Genomic DNA, 17,466 nt, shown 5'->3' with positions numbered 1-17,466 from the left:
GCACCCCAATGAAATTCCAATATCGCGGCGGGCGCGGTATCCAGCCATCGGCAATATGTGCCCGGCATGCAAGGTTGAGACGCTTGAGTGATTTCTCCACGAAGATCTTCGCGGCGACCAGGGAGGATGGCCTCGGAGGGCGTCTGGTCGCGATCGTCAACGCAAAATGCCTCGCCGACAATTTGGGATGCCGTTTCGGCTTCACTTGGAACGGACAATCCGTCGCGGACATGCAATTCCACGCGGTCGACCGGGTCGACAATGTGTTTTCCGCCGGCTTCATCGAGAAGCACTGGCTGGGAGAGGAGATAGACGCGGCCCGGTTCTCCACCCTTGAGGGCACCTGTTTCACCCGCAGGAGCCTCGAGGCAGAAGCCGCCCAATCCGATCTGCAAGGCTGGATCTGCAATGATTTTCAGATCCTGAAATCGCTCCGGCATGGCTGGTTCAAGGCCAGGATGCCGGCCAGCAAGCGGGCCAGATGGAGACATGAGGCGTTCGCCGCGCTCGGCTTTTCCGCGCCCGTGGCGGCCGCCATCGCCGCCGCCAAAAAGCGGTGGGCCTCGCGCCCGATGGCGGCGCTCCATCTGCGCAGCGGCGACATTGTCTATGGCCCCTATCGTTCAAGGCTGGAATTCGGCGAAAAGGCCATTCCCGCGCCGCTGGCCAGGGCGATCGTGTCGAAGCTTGCATCGAAGGGCCTTGCGACCCTGCTTGTCGGCCAGGACCGGGCGATGCTCGCCTATCTGAAATCGGAGACAGGCGCTTTCCTCACCGAGGATTTCGGAGCGAATGAATTCGCCGACGGGACGCTCAGAGCATTTTTCGAGATGGCGCTGATGGCGCAGTGTCGGCAAATCTACGCGGGGAGCAGCGTGTTCGCGACCATCGCCTCGGTGATGGGCGGCGCTCCGGTCCTGAGACCCAAGGCGCTGTTCAATCGACACCGGGCGGCGGGCATGATCCTCGAGGAATTAAAAGCCCGGCAATCCGACTACCATCCGCTGGAGGCGGCGTTTGGCTACCAATGGGCCTTCTATCTGCTGGAAGACGCGATCAGCCCGGCTGAGGCCAGGGAAATCCTGGAAAAGGCCCTGGCGCTCGATCCGCACAACGGTGCCTATGCGCTGAAGATAGCGGCGAGCCATTTTCGCGACAAGAATTATTCGTCGGGCGAGGCGATCCTGAGGCGGTTCATGACCAAGGAGTTCGACGCTTCCGGCGAAGTCCCGACCGAGATCATGAAGCTGCTGACCAGCCGTTCATGGCGCGACTTTGTCATGGCGAACGACTTCGATCTCTATATTGCCGCGGGCAGGGCCTCCCACGCCTATGCAGCCGCATGCGCTGCGCATATCCTTCACGCGGCTCTGGGCAGAACGGAGGCCGCGCTGGCGATGGCCGCCCTGTCATTGCAGGCGGAGCCTGCCAACAGGCTCTTTCAGGAGAATGAGCTGGTGATCCGGTCGGCCATAACGGCAAGGCGCGGTCCGGGAGCAAAATGAGTAATCAAGCCCGCCGCCAGATCCAGAATGGCGGGATCGCGCAGTCCGGATGGAAGACCAGCTTCGCGGCTCCTGGTTGCGAGCCTGCAGGCGCGGCTTGGTCGGGATGATGCCGCGCCAGATCATCCAGCAAGGGCTGGATGCGCTCCCCATCGAATGTTTCGCCGCGGATCGTGGCAAGCGTATCGGAATGTGCCGCTGCCCAGCGCAGGGCCGCGACCAGCCCCTGTCCGTCCTTCGCCCGGTACGCCCAGAGATCGTCGCCGACCGAGGACAGGACTCGCGCCAGCGCCGTCCAGCCCTGCAAGGCAGATAGGGCGTAGTGCCTCGGGCGGGGGCGCGACAGTTCCTCAGGCAAGCGGCCGTCGGCGGCGATCTGGTCCGCTATCCGTTCGCGGGCATAGAGCCCCGCTTTCGCAAGCGCCGCGCCGTCACCCAGGAACGCCGCGATGGCCGCCCGCTGCAGGTCGAAGAAAACGCCGTGGTTGTTCAGCCGGTAGAATTCGAAAATCGCGGCCGGCGCGGTATCCAGCCATTCGCAATATGACCGGAGCCAAGCCCTGAAGGCCTGGCTGTCGCGCGCGTCCAACGCACCGCTTCGCTCGACCAACCTGACGGCATCGAGAAAGAAGTAGAGGTCCGCAAGGTCGAGGATGCCGTATCCTGGACCTTCATTGTTGTCGTGGCCCCATCGCACCTGCGCATAGCGCATATTCGGGTTCATGCTGGTCGCTGGGTCCACGAACCAGGTCCGGACGAGCCCGGCGGCATGACTTGCGTAACGCGGCTCGCCGAGCACGGTCGCCGCCAGGGCAAGCACGGTGGTGTCGTCCAGAACCCGTTGCAGGCGTGTCCGGTCGTAGGCTTCGCTGCCCGCCGAATACAATGCGGTGCCGGGGGCATGTTCGCCGTCGCGCCGGATGAAGGGGAGGCCATCGGGCTTGCGCGGATCGGGCCACCAATAGGGGGCCGGCTGGAAATAGTCGTGCGGGTCGCCGCTCGGGGCACGGCCGCTCTTGTCCATGACGCTGAACGGACCGCGCAGAAGCGCCTGCTCAGCATGGGCGCGCAGCTCCTTTTGGATCTGCAGGTCTTGCCCCTGGCGCGCGGCGGCAAGCCTGTCCTCGTCATAATAGACCAGGCGAGCGGGATCGAGCTTTCGGGCGATCGCGCTCGCATCGCAACGGTCGAGCATGCCGATGATCGCCTCGTCGCGCTGGCCCAGCCGGGCGCGGAAACCGGCACGGCCGATTTCCAGATCCGCACGCCCTGAATCCAAACGGGCAACCCAGCCTGCGTTCTGGAAAAGCCCGGCATCCTCCGCAAGGCGAGCGCGTGGGAAATCCCATGCGTCGTCGCGGAACCGGTCCCATGGTCCCGGGACGCCGAGCCGCCACAGCATTTCGATCTTCGGCCGTCGCCCATAGCCGTATGTTTCGTCGAAGAGCTCGGCCGTATCACTGCGAAAAATGATCTGCGGCTCTTCGTTCGCCTGCGGCGTGAATCCCCCGTCGAGGAGCAGCGCGTTGTCGACGATGCGCGCCATCGGCACGACGACATAGCGAAAATAAGGGTTTTGCCCGGTCGCCGTCCGGATTTGCTGGAAGGCCGGCGCTGTCAGATAGCAATTGCCGTCCCAGGGCATCAGCCACCTGGCACGCGCGCGGGCAATCTCCAGCGCCGCGTTGCGCGCACCGTTGTTGTTCATCACATAGAGGTTCTTGAAGCGCCGCACATGCGTTTCATAACGCGACGCATTCTCTCCACCCGGCCGGTTGCCGGCGTTGGCAAACCTGGATTCGTTTGCTGCCAACGCTTCTGTGTTCCAGGGAATTTGCCGATAGGCTTCGAGCTCGAACGGGATTACTTGAAAGCTTTGACCGCGGCTTTGCAACAGGTCGACGATGCGCGCTTGCTCGTTGGGGTCGACGATACGGTTGACGATCCAGAATTTCTCGCAGTCCGGGAAGGCCGGTTCGTTGTCCAGGATGAACCGGACATTGTCGTATGACTGACCCTTTCTGTGGCGCGGTTCCAGATCGTTGCCGATGATGCGGACGAGCATGAAGCTGTCCTTCACCGGCTCGGATTGCGACGCCTCATAGGCCTTGCGAGCTGCCTCGATGCGCTGTCGCATCAGGAGATTGCGAGCGGCCTTGTTTTTCGCCTGTTCGCGTATCCGGGCCAGGGTGGCAAGCGGCGCGCAGACGTATCGGCCCGCCCGCCGGAGCTCACGATAGACGCGCAACCAGACCGGGCGCTTTTTGCGGCCAGCACTCATGGGCCGAGACTGGCGGTTGGCGGTCCGCTTGCTATGGCCGGCTGACCGAAGAGCTGGGTCTTTGTCGGAATTAGAACGATCCCCCGAATCTGGCCTTGCGTAGCCTTATATTAGGACCGCCCACGTTTCCATTCATCGACGCGCCGCGAATTGGGCTAAGCGGGAATGCAAATGGATCCGAGGCAGGCGAATAACAGCGGCTTGCGTCCTGGCTGCGCCTTGGAATGGCCGAAGACGTCGACATTGCCTGACTCTATCTCGCCTGGACATGAGCAAGTTTGCCACAGGCCATTTGTTGCACATCAGCGGCGGCGCGTTCATGGTGCAGGGCCGCAATCATCAAGGGAGCGCTTCAGCGTGAAGGGATACTGGCTCATCGTCGGAACCGAGATTTCGGACCAGGAGGCACAGGCCGAATACGGCCGGCTCTGGAAGCCGATCGGCGAAAAATACCGGGCACGAACCAACACGACGAAACAGCCGCCTCTGCTGATCGAGGCGCGCGACGCCAAGCGCATGGTCCTGGTGGAATTCCCGTCGCTTGAGATCGCCAAGGCCTGCTACGCCGACCCCGCCTATGAGGAAGCCATGCGCTTCGCGCTCAAGGCGTCGAATCGCGTGCTCGTGATGTTCGAGGGGGATCTCGGGTAACTGCCGTAGGCAGCGCTGCGGAGAATACTGTTGCCAGACGGGGACTGACTTATTGGTTGGATGGTGGGCGTGACAAGGATTGAACTTGTGACCCCTGCAATGTCAATGCAGTGCTCTCCCGCTGAGCTACACGCCCATCCGACGCCGCGCATACACCACTTTTGATCCGGCACGTCAATAGCGGGAATGTGGAAAGACGGCTTCCGTTTGTCGCATCGGCGAAGTGCCTGCCGATGCAAGGCCCGATACGGGCCGGAGGCGCTTAAAGCGCGTCGCGATCTTGCAGATTCGCTCCATGCGCTTTAGCTTTTTGATTTTGCGCATGTCTTCGTCCCGAAACCGGTTACCACTTTCGGGAGACATGCTTTAGGCCGCCTGCAGCATCTTCTCGACCTCGTTGACGAGATCGCGCAGGTGGAAGGGCTTCGACAGCACCTTAGCGTCCTTGGGCGCCTTGGAATCAGGGTTGAGCGCGACCGCGGCAAAGCCGGTGATGAACATCACCTTGAGGTCCGGGTCGATCTCGGTGGCGCGGCGGGCAAGCTCGATGCCGTCCATCTCCGGCATGACGATGTCGGTCAGGAGCAGCGAGAAAGGCTCCTCGCGCAGTCGCTCATAGGCGCTGGCGCCATTGTCGAAATCGCTCACCTGGTAGCCGGCGCGTTCCAGCGCCTTGACGAGGAAGCGGCGCATATCGTCATCGTCTTCCGCCAGCAGAATGCGTGCCATCATGTCCCGTCCGAATCACCCGCCCCAAGCCTGCCGCCGGGCAAGGCCGTTAACCATCCTGTATATGAGGATGCGTCGGTAAACATCAAGTGAATGAAGGGCATCCCACATCCGCTTCGAGGCACGGTTTCGCCGCCTGAAATGCTGGACATGCCGGACGCAAGGTGGCAATTTCAATTCATGATGCAGTGCTGTTTCCTGGTTCGTGCAAATTGAAAACGGCAGCCGAGGATTTTTCGGTCGTTCCACCCTTCGAAATCCGATCGGGCGCCGAACAGCGCGTTCCTTTCCTCTTCAATTCACCGCATAGCGGCCGGCACTATCCGGAGCGTTTCCTGGCCATGGCGCGGCTCGACCGCAACGCCATCCGCCGGTCGGAGGATTGCTATGTCGAGGAGCTTTTCGGCGGCGCTGTGCCGCTCGGCGCGCCGCTGCTGGCGGCCAACTTTCCGCGCGCCTATCTCGACGTCAACCGCGAGCCCTGGGAACTCGATCCGCGCATGTTCGCCGAGCCGGTGCCGTCCTTCTGCAACATCCGCTCGGCGCGCGTCGCCGGCGGGCTGGGCACGGTGCCGAAACTGGTCGGCGAAGGGCTCGACATCTATCCCGGGCGCTTGCCGCTCTCCGAGGCCGTCGGGCGCATCGAAGCGGTGTACAAGCCTTATCACGAGACGCTGAAGCGGCTGCTCACCAGAACGCATGCCAGGTTCGGCTATGCCGTGCTGATCGACTGCCACTCGATGCCGGCCTCGATCCGGGTCGGCGACAATGGCGTGCGGCCCGACTTCATCATCGGCGACCGCTTCGGCATCTCGGCCTCGCCGGCGCTCACCGAAATGGCGATCAGCCTGCTTGTCGGCATGGGCTATACGGTGGCGCACAACAAGCCTTATGCCGGCGGATTCATCACCGAGCACTATGGCAGGCCTGCGCGGCATCTGCATGCGCTGCAGATCGAGGTCAATCGCGGGCTTTACATGGACGAGCGGACGTTCCGGAAATCGGCTGGTTTCGACGCTTTGGCCAACGACTTGACCCGCTTCGCGGCCGACCTGATGTCGATGCCCGACCATCATTTCGTCGATTTGCCGCTTGCGGCCGAATGACGGCGCGGTCGGCGCGCCGAGTTGTTTATACGCAATTCCGGACGGAAAACCGCTTCACACTTTTCCTGGGAATTGCTCGAAAAAAAGACCGCATCGTTTTCACGACACGGTCGAAGTCTAGGGAGGAAACGCCCAAGGAGGGCATGGACAGGAAAACCTGTCCGATGACAAAATTATTGTGCGCCGCACAAATGTCAATCGACATCGGGGTTTTTTAATTCAATATGATGTGGAAACTCCGCTTCGGCGGTTCGAATGTGACATTCAGGCAACAGAAAACGGGCATCTGACGGGTTCTCAGCGCGCCTGTTCTGCAAGAAGCAGCGGCCGACAAGGGCCGCAATGGGGAGAGCGACTTGGACATCAGCATCGATTTCATGCGGCGCATCGCGCATGCGGCCGCCGCGGAGACCTTGCCGCGCTTCCGCAGCCAGGGCGCGGTCACCAACAAGGAGGCGGGGAGCTTCGATCCGGTAACGGAGGCCGATCGCGAAGCCGAACGCGTGATCCGGGCGCTGATTTCCGCCGAATTTCCAGAGCACGGCATCCTCGGCGAAGAGCATGGCAGCGAGAACATCAGCAGCCGGCATGTCTGGGTGATCGATCCGATCGATGGCACCCGCGCCTTCATTTCCGGCATCCCGGTCTGGGGAACGCTGGTCGGGCTGACCGTCGATGGCGAGGCGGTCGCCGGCATGATGTCGCAGCCTTTCACCGGCGAGCTGTTTTATGCCAACGCGTCCGGGTCGCATTTTGAAGGACCCGGCGGTCCGCGCAGGCTCGCCACCCGCAAGACGACCGACCTCGCGCGGGCGACGCTCTTCACGACCACACCCGCCTTGTTCAAGGGTGATGCGCGCAAGCGCTACGACCAGTTCGAGACGAAGGTCCAGCTCGCCCGCTATGGCACCGACTGCTATGCCTTCGCCATGCTGGCGGCAGGCAGCATCGACATCGTCGCCGATCCCGGCCTGAAACCCTACGACATCGTCGCGCTGATCCCGATCATCGAGAAGGCCGGCGGCGTCATCACCACCTTCGAAGGCGGGTCGGCCGAGAAGGGCGGCGACATATTGGCGGCCGCGACGCCGGAACTGCACGCGGCGGCGATGGCGGCATTGCGCGGCTGAGCATCCGGTGGCCCAGGTGCCTGCTCCAATGCCAGTGAGCGGAAACCGCTGCGCAGTTCCTGAACGCCGCAGCGGTCACGGTCAAGCGCGCTCGAAGCGCAGTCCCCACAGGATGAGCGCGAAAGCGATGAGGCCGGTCGGCGCGGACGAATAGGCCACGCCCTTGATCACCGCCTCCTGAAAGGCGCTTCCATGGAAGGCACCGGCCGCCAGCGGCATCGTCTCGTTGCCGGCGCCCCAGAGGCCGGCCATCACATAGGCGGCCAGGATAGCCAAGGCCGAATAGATCAGGAACCAGAACGCGATCCTCGACATCGCGACGCCGAGATCGAGCCTGGGCCATAAAAGGCCCAAGGCAAGCAGCAGCACGCTTTCCAGGCCGCCTAGCGTATGGGCCGACAGTCCGAGCCGGGCGCGGCGAGGTATGGGATCGCAAATCCTTCAAAAGACGTTAGCAGCAGTAGGACGATGCCGATCTGCAGCAGGCGGCGGCCTTGACGTGATAGAGGGTTTGAGATGTCCACGTCCGCTCCCTCGGCCTGTGTCGATTGGTGCGCGACTTCTGGACAGGCTACCTAGTGCTCGACGTTCGAGCGGAAAGAGGCTGGCGGCGACGACGGTCGGTCGAGTGACCGGCGCCCCGTCCCGCTGGTAAGCCGATCAGGGAGCGTCGCCGGTGCCGGGAATGAAGGCGTCGAAGGCGGCGAGAAGCTGCTCGCGATAGATGTCCCTCTCCTGCAGCAACTCGTGCTCGGCCCCGTCGATCATCAGCAGCGAGCCGACGCGCAGTTTCCTGGCATAGGCTTCCACGGCCCTGGTCGAGACCACCCGGTCGGCTCCGGCGGCGACGATCAGCATCGGCACCTGGACCCTTGCCATGAAATCCGGATCGCTGACGGCCTCCGCGGCCGCGGCGGCGGCCTTCAGCCAGCGGATGGTCGGGCCGCCGAGCGCGAGCTGCGGCCAGGCCTCGTATATCCCGACATTGCGCCTGTAGCGCTCCGGGTCCGAGGTCACCTTGTTCACCTCGAAAGGCGGTGGCGATTTCGGCCGTGGGCCGAGCGCGGCATAGAGCCGGCCGAGGCCCAGCGCGCAGAAGACAGCGCAGACGCGCCGCACCGTGCTTATCGAAACCGGCAGATCGGGCACGGCGAGGAAAGGCGTCAGCAGCACCATGCGCCGCACGCGGTTGACCATCGACGGTGAGGCAAGCAGCGCGATCACGGCCCCGGTCGAGTGGGCGAGGATGTAATAGGGACCCCGGCAGTCGGGCAGTACGATCTCCTCGAAGAACTGCTCGAGGTCGCGCGTATAGTCGCGGAAGCTGCGGACATAGCCGCGCTGGGGGTTTTTCAAGAGGCGGCTGGAATCGCCCTGGCCGCGCCAGTCGAGGATGGCGACGCCGAAGCCGCGATCGGCGAGGTTACGGATGGTCTCGAAATATTTCTCGATACATTCGTTGCGCCCGGTCAGCAGAACTACGGTGCCCTGCAGCGGACGGGTAACGGCGGCAAACACGCCGTAGCGGATCTTCTTGCGGTCACGCGTGGTGAAGAAGCCACCCGTCGCATTCTGCGGCGCGGGATTGTCCTCGGTGTGATGGAAAATATCCGTCATTCAGCGCGTCGTTGGTTGTTCCGTGCCCGGACAGGCTAGGGGTCGCCATCGTGATAGACGGGCAGGCAGCAAAAGCAAAGGTGTTGCGGGGATTTACGCGGGGGCCACAAAGGTAAGGCCGGAAGTGCCTGCGGCGCACTTCCGGCCTTTGTCGATCCGGGAGGAAGGGACGATGCACCCGGTTCGGCCTCGTCGCGGCGGGGAAAAGTGGCGCCGCTTGTCTCTTTGTCTTGGAGCAATTCCGGACGGAAACCGCGTCACGCTTTTCCTGGAATTGCTCGAACTTGACCAAAGCCTAGCGCCAAGCGGCTGAACGGATGCCGAAGCGGCGGTTCATCCACCGTTCATGAACGTGGCCGCATTGCGGCCGCCGAAAACACCTTGAAATGCGTTTTTGAGCTTCCCAAATGAGGGTTGCGGCCGCCGATTGTCGGGGTCGCTGGCCTATCCGGATCGCCTTTCGAGGGTTTCGCAGCGGGCCATACGCAAACCATGTTGCTCAACAGGAGAACACATCATGCGTCACGTTGATTTTTCCCCGCTTTATCGTTCGACCGTCGGTTTCGACCGGCTTTTCACCATGCTCGATACGCTCGGCCAGCCCGAGACCGCCCAGACCTATCCGCCCTACAACATCGAGCGCACCGGCGAGAACGCCTATCGCATCTCGATGGCCGTTGCCGGCTTCTCGGAAGACGAGATTTCGATCGAAGCCCACCGCAACGTGCTGACCGTCAAGGGCGAGCGCAAGGAAGAGGGTAATGGCGAGGGTTCCGAGCTGCTCTATCGCGGCATTGCCTCGCGCGCCTTCGAGCGCCGCTTCCAGCTTGCCGACCACGTCGAAGTGGAAGGCGCCACGCTGAAGAACGGCCTGCTCTTCGTCGACCTCAAGCGCAACATTCCCGAGGAGCTGAAGCCGCGCAAGATCGCGATCACCCAGTCCTCGGACAAGGCGAAGCAGATCGAAGCCAAGGCCGCTGCGTAATTCGCGGGGTCATCACAGACAACGTCTCACTCCCGAGACGGAAGCGGCGCCGAGAGGCGCCGCTTTTTATTGTGCCATCGGCAAGAGGGCTTTCCGCCTTTTTAAAGCTGGCAGCGGCGGGTGATGATTGCTCAGCTGCAACGCACCTATTGGCCATTTGCCGCGATCACCGCCTCGACATTCTGCCGGTGAACGGCTTCGTATGGCACGAAGTACTCGGTCGCCGTCGTGGCAAATATGTCGGCGCCGAAGGTCCTCAGATCCTGTTTGGCCAGGTCGGTGTCGTGCCGGCAGGCAAGCAACTTTCGGACATAAGCCTCGGTCGCCGCGATGAGGCTTCTGTCGTAGCCGCCGGCTTCGATTGCTTCCAACGAACCGTGGTTGGGCAGGATCCGCTCGAACTGCCAATCGGACATGCGCTCGAGGTCGAGCAAGTGCGCCGCCAGGCGTTCCGGTTCTGAAACATAAGTGATGGAGTCTTCCAGCGTGTCGCCGGCCAAAAGCAGGCCGGCGTCAGGCATCAGCAGCACGGTGCCGTCATGGCTGTGGATTTCGACCTGACGCAGTTCGACCGGGATCGCTCCGACCGTCAGGCGGAGGCTGTCCTCGAACGTCCTGTTGGGCAGCACCAGCGGCTTGATCGGCGGATTGCCGCCCTCGATCTCGGCCCGGCCGCGTTCGAGCGCCGAGGCGGTGAGGGTATTGGCGATGATCTCGCAATCCTGGAATACCTCATTGCCGGCAATATGGTCGTCATGCCAGTGGCTGAGCACGACGCGGATAGAGGTCACGCCCATCTCTTCGAGCGTTCGCCGGATGATGCGGGCATGAGCCAAGGATATATGCGTGTCGTAGACGAGCGCCTGCGCTCCGTCGACGATCGCGTAGGTGCAGACGCCGAGCGTATAGGCGCCGTCGTCGAGCCAATTCGGCTCGTCCGACCAGATGCGCACGCCCTCGACGCGACCATCATAGAAGCCCAGCACGTTAGGCGCCGGGCGAATCAGCCGCATCGTCGAGCCGAGAGGTGGTCTGGTCATCCGGTTGCCTTCGACCGTCGTTCAGCCAAGCAACTGACCAAGACGGTCGATCTCCTGCGTCGTGGTCGCGAAGCTGGCGACGAAGCGGTAGATCGCTTCATTGTCGCCGAAATGGCCATCAAAACCCTGCGGCACGCCCCATTCATAGAATTTGGCTCCAGCCGCCTGCAGCTTCTCGGCAGTCTCGCGGTTGAGGATCGCGAACACCTCATTGGCCTGCGGCAGCCAGGCGAGCCTGCCGGCCGGCGCGTCCTCGATCGTCTCGGCCAGATGCGCGGCCATCTGATTGGCGTGCCCGGCCATCCGCAGCCACAGATCGTCGGTGAAATAGGCTTCGAACTGAGCCGAGATGAAGCGGGCCTTGGAGAAGGTCTGTCCGGCGCGCTGGCGCAGCAGGCGCAATTCCTTGCCGAAGTCCGGATTGAGGATCACAACCGCGTCGGCCATCCAGCAGCCGTTCTTGGTGGCGCCGAAGGAGATGAGGTCGACGCCGCTCTTCCAGGTCATTTCGGCCGGGCTGACGCCGGTTGCCGCGATCGCATTGGCGAAGCGCGCGCCGTCCATGTGCAGCGGCAGCTTGTGGCGGCGGCTGACCTCGGCGATCGCCTTGACGTCGTCGACGCTATACACCGTGCCGACCTCCGTCGCCTGGGTGACGGTGACCGCCATCGGCTGACCGGCGGGAGCCAGATCCCGGGAGTAACGCTTGATGGTGCGGTCGAGCGCCTCCGGGTTCATGCGTCCCAGCGGGCCCGGCACCGGCGCCGTGCGTGCGCCGCCGGTATAGGAACCCATCGCGCCGAACTCGTCGACATTCATATGCGCCTCGGAATGGCAAAGCGCGATGCCGCCGATACGGTTCAGCCCCGCCATCGAAAGCGCGTTGGCCGCCGTGCCGGTCGCGACGAAGAAGACTTGGACCTCGCGGTCGAAGATCTCGTTGAAGCGGCGATAGACGGCGCGGTCCAGATCGCCGTCGCCATAGGCGGTGGCCGTGCCTGCGGCATGGCGCGAGAGGTTGGCCGAAATATCGGGATGTACGCCCGCCCAGTTGTCGGATGCAAAGAACATCGAGAGGTCCATGTCGTGATTGGCAAAAGCGGCGGGACTTGACCGCTTCGGCTGGCGAAGCGCAAGGGCCAATCCTTGGCAAAGCAGTAAAGCCAGCCGAGCTGCCTGAAAAGCTTGGACTGAAGGTTGCGTTTCCTGCGGCTGTCACGAAATTTTGTGTCGCGACGCCGGCAAGTTTTTTGTGAATCGGTCTTGTGCGGGTGCCAGATTTCTGCCATAAAAAATTTAGGACAGTAGTGCTGTCTTATTTTGTCGCACAAAACAGGCTGGACTGGCGTATCATCGATGCCATTCCGGCCATTGTCGCGAGCGGCGGGTAGACGGCCCGGCTCTGGCCTGTACGATACCGGATGCGAACCGGGCGTATAGCCGTATGGTTCGATGGATTTCGCGAGACGTGCAGCAGGATGAAGGGGAAGCATAGCGCTTCCCAAGGCAAACCAGCGCCCTGAGACAGTCAGGGCCAAGGTGGAGAACGGAGGATAGGACGATGACGGAACTGACGCCATCTGCGATCGACGGCCAGGCCGCGCAGACGAAAGCGGCAGCCGTTAAAAATACCGTCCTGACCAAAGAGCTGCGAACTGCCAACGGCATGGCGGCGCAGGGCCTCTACGATCCGCGCAACGAGCATGACGCCTGCGGCGTCGGCTTCATCGCCAACATGAAGGGCGTGAAGTCACACCGGATCGTCGAGGACGGTCTGGCGATGCTGGAAAACCTCACCCATCGCGGTGCGGTCGGCGCCGACCCGCTGGTCGGCGACGGCGCCGGCGTGCTGGCGCAGATCCCTGACGGCTTCTACCGCGAGGAAATGGCGGCCAAGGGCGTCGAACTGCCGCCGGCCGGCCAATACGGCGTCGGCCACTGGTTCATGCCGCAGGACGCCGCGCTGCGCGCCCATATCGAAGAGATCATCGCCGAATCGGCGCAGTCGGAAGGGCTGCCGCTCCTCGGCTTCCGCGACGTGCCGGTCGACAATTCGTCGCTGTCGAAGGCGCCCGATATCGTCGCGTCGGAGCCGTTCCACCGGCAGGTGTTCATCGGCCGCACGGCCGACATTCCCGACGACGAGGAATATGAGGCGCGGCTCTATCTGCTGCGCAAGGTGATCTCGGGCCGCATCTATGCCGAGAACGACAACAAGGATATCGGCGCCTATTGCGTGTCGCTGTCGGCGCGCACCATCGTCTACAAGGGCATGTTCCTGGCCTACCAGGTCGGCGCCTATTACAAGGACCTCAAGGATCCGCGCTTCGAAACGGCGCTGATCCTGGTCCACCAGCGCTTCTCGACCAACACCTTCCCGTCGTGGAAGCTGGCGCATCCCTACCGCATGGTCGCGCATAATGGCGAGATCAACACGGTGCGCGGCAACAACAACTGGATGGCGGCGCGCCAGGCCTCAGTCGATTCCGAGCTGTTCGGCAACAACATCTCGAAGCTCTGGCCGATCTCTTATGAGGGTCAGTCGGACACGGCGTGTTTCGACAATGCGCTCGAGTTCCTGTTCCAGGGCGGCTATTCGCTCACCCACGCCATGATGATGCTGATCCCGGAAGCCTGGGCCGGCAACAAGCTCATGGATGCCGACCGCAAGGCTTTCTATGAATACCATGCGGCGCTGATGGAACCGTGGGACGGCCCGGCGGCGGTGGTCTTCACCGACGGCCGCCAGATCGGTGCCACGCTCGACCGCAACGGCTTGCGTCCGGCGCGCTACATCGTGACCGATGACGACCGGGTCATCATGGCTTCGGAAGCCGGCGCGCTGCCGGTGCCGGAGGAAAAGATCGTGCAGAAGTGGCGGCTGCAGCCCGGCCGCATGCTGCTGATCGACCTCGCCAAGGGCCGCATCGTCTCCGACGAGGAAATCAAGTCGGAGATCGCGACCAGGCACCCCTACAAGACCTGGCTCGCCAACACGCAGCTCATCCTGGAAGATTTGAAGCCGGTCGAGCCGCGCGCGCTGCGCAAGGATGTCAGTCTGCTCGATCGCCAGCAATCCTTCGGCTACACGCAGGAAGACACCAAGCTTCTGATGGCGCCGATGGCCACCACCGGCCAGGAAGCGGTCGGCTCGATGGGCACCGACACACCGATCTCGGCGATGTCGGACAAGTCGAAGCTGCTCTACACCTATTTCAAGCAGAACTTCGCCCAGGTCACCAACCCGCCGATCGACCCGATCCGTGAGGAGCTGGTGATGAGCCTGGTGTCGTTCATCGGGCCGCGGCCGAACATCTTCGACCTCGTCGGCACGTCGCGCCGCAAGCGGCTCGAAGTGCGCCAGCCGATCCTGACCAATGGCGATCTCGAGAAGATCCGCTCCATCGGCCACACCGAGGACCGTTTCGACACCAAGACGATCGATATCACCTACGGCTCGAACGAGGGCGCCGCCGGCATGCAGGGCGCCATCGACCGGCTCTGCGAGCGCGCCGAGGCGGCGGTCGCCGGCGGCTACAACATCATCATCCTATCGGACCGACAGGTCGGGCCTGACCGCATCGCCATTCCAGCCCTTCTGGCCACGGCGGCGGTGCACCACCACCTGATCCGCAAGGGGCTGCGCACGTCGGTCGGCCTCGTCGTCGAATCCGGCGAGCCGCGCGAGGTGCATCATTTCTGCTGCCTCGCCGGCTATGGGGCCGAGGCGATCAACCCGTATCTTGCCTTCGATACGCTGCTCGACATGCACAAGCGCGGCGAACTGCCGGCTGAGGTCGACGAATATGAGGTCGTCTCGCGCTACATCAAGTCGATCGGCAAGGGCATCCTCAAGGTGATGTCCAAGATGGGCATCTCGACTTACCAGTCCTATTGCGGCGCGCAGATTTTCGACGCCATCGGGCTGAAGTCGGAGTTCGTCGAGAAGTATTTCACCGGCACGGCGACGCTGATCGAAGGCGTCGGCCTGGACGAGATTGCCACCGAGACGCTCAGCCGTCACTCGGACGCCTTCGGCAGCGATCCGGTGCTGCGCAACAGCCTCGAGGTCGGCGGCGAATATATGTACCGCATGCGCGGCGAGGCGCATATGTGGTCGCCCGATGCGGTCGCCAGCCTGCAGCACGCCGTGCGGCAGGGCTCGTGGGACACATTCAAGGATTATTCGGCGCAGATCGACAGCGCGACCGCGCGGGCGCAAACCATCCGCGGCCTGTTCAAGATCAAGCTGGCCGAAGAAACCGGCCGCAAGAAGGTCGCGCTCGAGGACGTCATGCCGGCGGCCGAGATCGTCAAGCGCTTCTCGACCGGGGCCATGTCCTTCGGCTCGATCTCCAGGGAAGCGCACACGACGCTAGCGCGCGCCATGAACCAGATCGGCGGCAAGTCGAACACCGGCGAGGGCGGCGAAGAGGCCGACCGCTATCTGCCGCTGCCCGGCGGCGGCAAGAACCCGGAGCGTTCGGCGATCAAGCAGGTCGCTTCGGGACGGTTCGGCGTCACGGCGGAGTATCTGGTCAATTCCGACGTCATGCAGATCAAGGTCGCGCAGGGCGCCAAGCCCGGCGAGGGTGGACAGCTGCCCGGACACAAGGTCGATGCAACCATCGCCAAGGTCCGGCATTCGACGCCCGGCGTCGGCCTGATCTCGCCGCCGCCGCATCACGACATCTATTCGATCGAGGATCTGGCGCAGCTGATCTACGATCTGAAGAACGTCAACCCGGCGGCCGACGTCTCGGTCAAGCTGGTGTCGGAAGTCGGCGTCGGCACGGTCGCGGCGGGAGTCGCCAAGGCGCGCGCCGACCACATCACCATCTCCGGCTATGACGGCGGCACCGGCGCTTCGCCGCTGACCTCGCTCAAGCATGCCGGCAGCCCGTGGGAAATGGGCCTTGCCGAAACGCATCAGACGCTGGTGCTCAACGGCCTGCGCTCCCGCGTGGCATTGCAGGTCGACGGCGGGTTGCGCACCGGGCGCGACGTCATCATCGGCGCGCTGCTCGGCGCCGACGAGTTCGGCTTCTCGACCGCGCCGCTAATCGCGGCCGGCTGCATCATGATGCGCAAGTGCCATCTCAACACCTGTCCGGTCGGCGTGGCGACGCAGGATCCGGTGCTGCGCAAGCGTTTCAAGGGCACGCCCGAGCACGTCATCAACTTCTTCTTCTACGTGGCGGAAGAGGTGCGGGCGCTGCTCGCCGAAATGGGCTACACCCATATCGACCAGATCATCGGCGACACCGATCTTCTGGAGAAGCGTGACGTCATCCAGCACTGGAAGGCGCGCGGGCTCGACTTCTCCAAGATGTTCTTCAAACCGGAAGCGCCGCACGAGGCGCTGCATTGGACCGAGCGGCAGAAGCACCCGATCGACGACGTGCTCGACCGCAAGCTGATCGAACTGGCGAAGCCGGCGCTCGACGCCAGGCAGCCCGTCACCATCGAGCTGCCGATCCGCAATGTCGACCGCTCCGCCGGCGCGATGCTGTCGGGCGAAGTCGCCAAGCGCTTCAAGCACAAGGGGCTGCGCGAGGATACGATCCAGGTGAAGCTCACCGGCACGGCAGGCCAGTCCTTCGGCGCGTTTCTCGCGCGGGGCGTTTCGTTCGAGCTGGTCGGCGCCGGCAACGACTATGTCGGCAAGGGCCTATCGGGCGGCCGCATCGTCATCCGCCCGCCGGAAGAAGCCAAGATCGTGGCTGCCGACTCGATCATCGTCGGCAACACGGTGCTTTACGGCGCGACCGAAGGCGAGGCCTATTTCGCCGGTGTCGCCGGCGAGCGCTTCGCGGTGCGCAATTCGGGCGTGGCCGCTGTCGTCGAAGGCGTCGGCGACCATGGCTGCGAATACATGACCGGCGGCATCGTCGTCGTGCTCGGCAAGACCGGGCGCAACTTCGCGGCCGGCATGTCGGGCGGCGTCGCCTATGTGCTGGACGAGAAGGGCGATTTCGCAGAGCGCTGCAACATGGCGATGGTCGAGCTCGAGCCGGTTCCGGAAGAGGACGACCTGATGGAGAAACTGCTCCATCATGGCGGCGATCTCGACCATAAGGGCCGCGTCGACGTGTCCGGCGACATGACCAGCCATGACGAGGAACGGCTCTACCAGCTGATCTCGAACCACGTGCATTTCACCGGTTCGGTGCGCGGCCGCGAGATCCTCGACGACTGGCAGAATTTCCGGCCGAAATTCCGCAAGATCATGCCGGTGGAATACCGCCGCGCCTTGATCGAGATGGAACGCATGCGCATGAGCGTGGCGGCGGAATAAGCGTTGGGCAGGCCGGAGAGATGACTTTCCGGCCGGCATCCTCACCAACAATCCTGACCCCGAGAGCATGACCCCGAAAAGTGGGAACCGGTTTTCGGCGAAGGTCATGCTCCAGCAAGGTGCG

Annotated in this window: 12 protein-coding genes and 1 tRNA gene; 6 read left to right on the top strand and 7 right to left on the bottom strand. The window is 63.2% G+C overall.

The genetic code is table 11. From position 1 onward, the window contains the following. The first annotated feature begins 83 nt into the window (after positions 1-83). On the top strand, positions 84-1,505 hold the full coding sequence (locus EN869_RS09105; RefSeq protein WP_245489398.1) for a hypothetical protein: 1,422 nt from the start codon (positions 84-86) through the stop codon (positions 1,503-1,505). 4 nt (positions 1,506-1,509) lie between these two features. On the opposite strand, the gene EN869_RS09100 is transcribed toward EN869_RS09105, so the two are convergent. Further along, entirely contained in the window at positions 1,510-3,642 is a 2,133-nt protein-coding gene (locus tag EN869_RS09100) for an alginate lyase family protein (RefSeq protein ID WP_245489397.1), read from the bottom strand. A gap of 501 nt (positions 3,643-4,143) precedes the next feature. Here EN869_RS09100 and EN869_RS34335 point away from each other — a divergent pair. Then, positions 4,144-4,437, top strand: a complete 294-nt coding sequence (locus EN869_RS34335; protein ID WP_167506996.1) for a DUF1330 domain-containing protein — start codon at positions 4,144-4,146, stop codon at positions 4,435-4,437. Between the two features lie 61 nt (positions 4,438-4,498). On the opposite strand, the gene EN869_RS09090 is transcribed toward EN869_RS34335, so the two are convergent. Both EN869_RS09090 and EN869_RS09085 read right to left on the bottom strand, forming a co-directional pair. Further along, positions 4,499-4,573: transfer RNA gene (locus tag EN869_RS09090), tRNA-Val, on the bottom strand. Positions 4,574-4,803: 230 nt separating this feature from the next. Continuing rightward, on the bottom strand, positions 4,804-5,166 hold the full coding sequence (locus tag EN869_RS09085) for a response regulator (protein WP_006199474.1): 363 nt from the start codon (positions 5,164-5,166) through the stop codon (positions 4,804-4,806). A gap of 164 nt (positions 5,167-5,330) precedes the next feature. Here EN869_RS09085 and EN869_RS09080 point away from each other — a divergent pair, with 164 nt between their 5' ends. Together EN869_RS09080 and hisN are read left to right on the top strand one after the other, a co-directional pair. Then, positions 5,331-6,272 carry an N-formylglutamate amidohydrolase gene (locus tag EN869_RS09080; protein ID WP_127225681.1) on the top strand — a complete coding sequence of 314 codons (942 nt, stop codon included), beginning with the start codon at positions 5,331-5,333 and terminating at the stop codon, positions 6,270-6,272. 356 nt (positions 6,273-6,628) lie between these two features. Further along, positions 6,629-7,402, top strand: coding sequence for a histidinol-phosphatase (hisN, locus tag EN869_RS09075; RefSeq protein ID WP_127225682.1), 774 nt, complete (start codon positions 6,629-6,631; stop codon positions 7,400-7,402). An 81-nt stretch (positions 7,403-7,483) separates the two neighbouring features. Here the strand turns inward: hisN and EN869_RS09070 are convergent, their stop codons facing one another. Continuing rightward, positions 7,484-7,771 carry a hypothetical protein gene (locus EN869_RS09070; RefSeq protein ID WP_127225683.1) on the bottom strand — a complete coding sequence of 96 codons (288 nt, stop codon included), beginning with the start codon at positions 7,769-7,771 and terminating at the stop codon, positions 7,484-7,486. Positions 7,772-8,062: 291 nt separating this feature from the next. Continuing rightward, positions 8,063-9,019, bottom strand: coding sequence for an alpha/beta hydrolase (locus EN869_RS09065; protein ID WP_127225684.1), 957 nt, complete (start codon positions 9,017-9,019; stop codon positions 8,063-8,065). Between the two features lie 517 nt (positions 9,020-9,536). Here EN869_RS09065 and EN869_RS09060 point away from each other — a divergent pair. Beyond that, a complete protein-coding gene (locus tag EN869_RS09060; protein WP_095817091.1) occupies positions 9,537-10,004 on the top strand; it encodes an Hsp20 family protein in 468 nt (155 codons plus the stop codon). 146 nt (positions 10,005-10,150) lie between these two features. Here the strand turns inward: EN869_RS09060 and EN869_RS09055 are convergent, their stop codons facing one another. Both EN869_RS09055 and EN869_RS09050 read right to left on the bottom strand, forming a co-directional pair. Further along, positions 10,151-11,044, bottom strand: coding sequence for an MBL fold metallo-hydrolase (locus tag EN869_RS09055; RefSeq protein ID WP_127225685.1), 894 nt, complete (start codon positions 11,042-11,044; stop codon positions 10,151-10,153). A 21-nt stretch (positions 11,045-11,065) separates the two neighbouring features. Further along, positions 11,066-12,115, bottom strand: a complete 1,050-nt coding sequence (locus EN869_RS09050; protein WP_127225686.1) for a low specificity L-threonine aldolase — start codon at positions 12,113-12,115, stop codon at positions 11,066-11,068. A gap of 490 nt (positions 12,116-12,605) precedes the next feature. Here EN869_RS09050 and gltB point away from each other — a divergent pair, with 490 nt between their 5' ends. Next, positions 12,606-17,342, top strand: a complete 4,737-nt coding sequence (gene gltB, locus EN869_RS09045) for a glutamate synthase large subunit (RefSeq protein ID WP_127225687.1) — start codon at positions 12,606-12,608, stop codon at positions 17,340-17,342. The last annotated feature ends 124 nt before the right edge of the window (positions 17,343-17,466 follow it).

It is taken from the genome of Mesorhizobium sp. M2D.F.Ca.ET.226.01.1.1 (genome assembly GCF_004022705.2).
Taxonomy (GTDB): domain Bacteria; phylum Pseudomonadota; class Alphaproteobacteria; order Rhizobiales; family Rhizobiaceae; genus Mesorhizobium.
This window is presented reverse-complemented; position numbering and strand designations above follow the sequence as displayed.

What these genes read in the sequence shown, in the direction of transcription:
- EN869_RS09100 (WP_245489397.1), bottom strand. Translation starts at nt 3,642, where the DNA reads ATGCGACAGCGCATCGAGGCAGCTCGCAAGGCCTATGAGGCGTCGCAA.
- EN869_RS09085 (WP_006199474.1), bottom strand. Translation starts at nt 5,166, where the DNA reads ATGGCACGCATTCTGCTGGCGGAAGACGATGACGATATGCGCCGCTTC.
- EN869_RS09065 (WP_127225684.1), bottom strand. Translation starts at nt 9,019, where the DNA reads ATGACGGATATTTTCCATCACACCGAGGACAATCCCGCGCCGCAGAAT.
- EN869_RS09060 (WP_095817091.1), top strand. Translation starts at nt 9,537, where the DNA reads ATGCGTCACGTTGATTTTTCCCCGCTTTATCGTTCGACCGTCGGTTTC.
- EN869_RS09055 (WP_127225685.1), bottom strand. Translation starts at nt 11,044, where the DNA reads ATGACCAGACCACCTCTCGGCTCGACGATGCGGCTGATTCGCCCGGCG.
- EN869_RS09050 (WP_127225686.1), bottom strand. Translation starts at nt 12,115, where the DNA reads ATGTTCTTTGCATCCGACAACTGGGCGGGCGTACATCCCGATATTTCG.
- gltB (WP_127225687.1), top strand. Translation starts at nt 12,606, where the DNA reads ATGACGGAACTGACGCCATCTGCGATCGACGGCCAGGCCGCGCAGACG.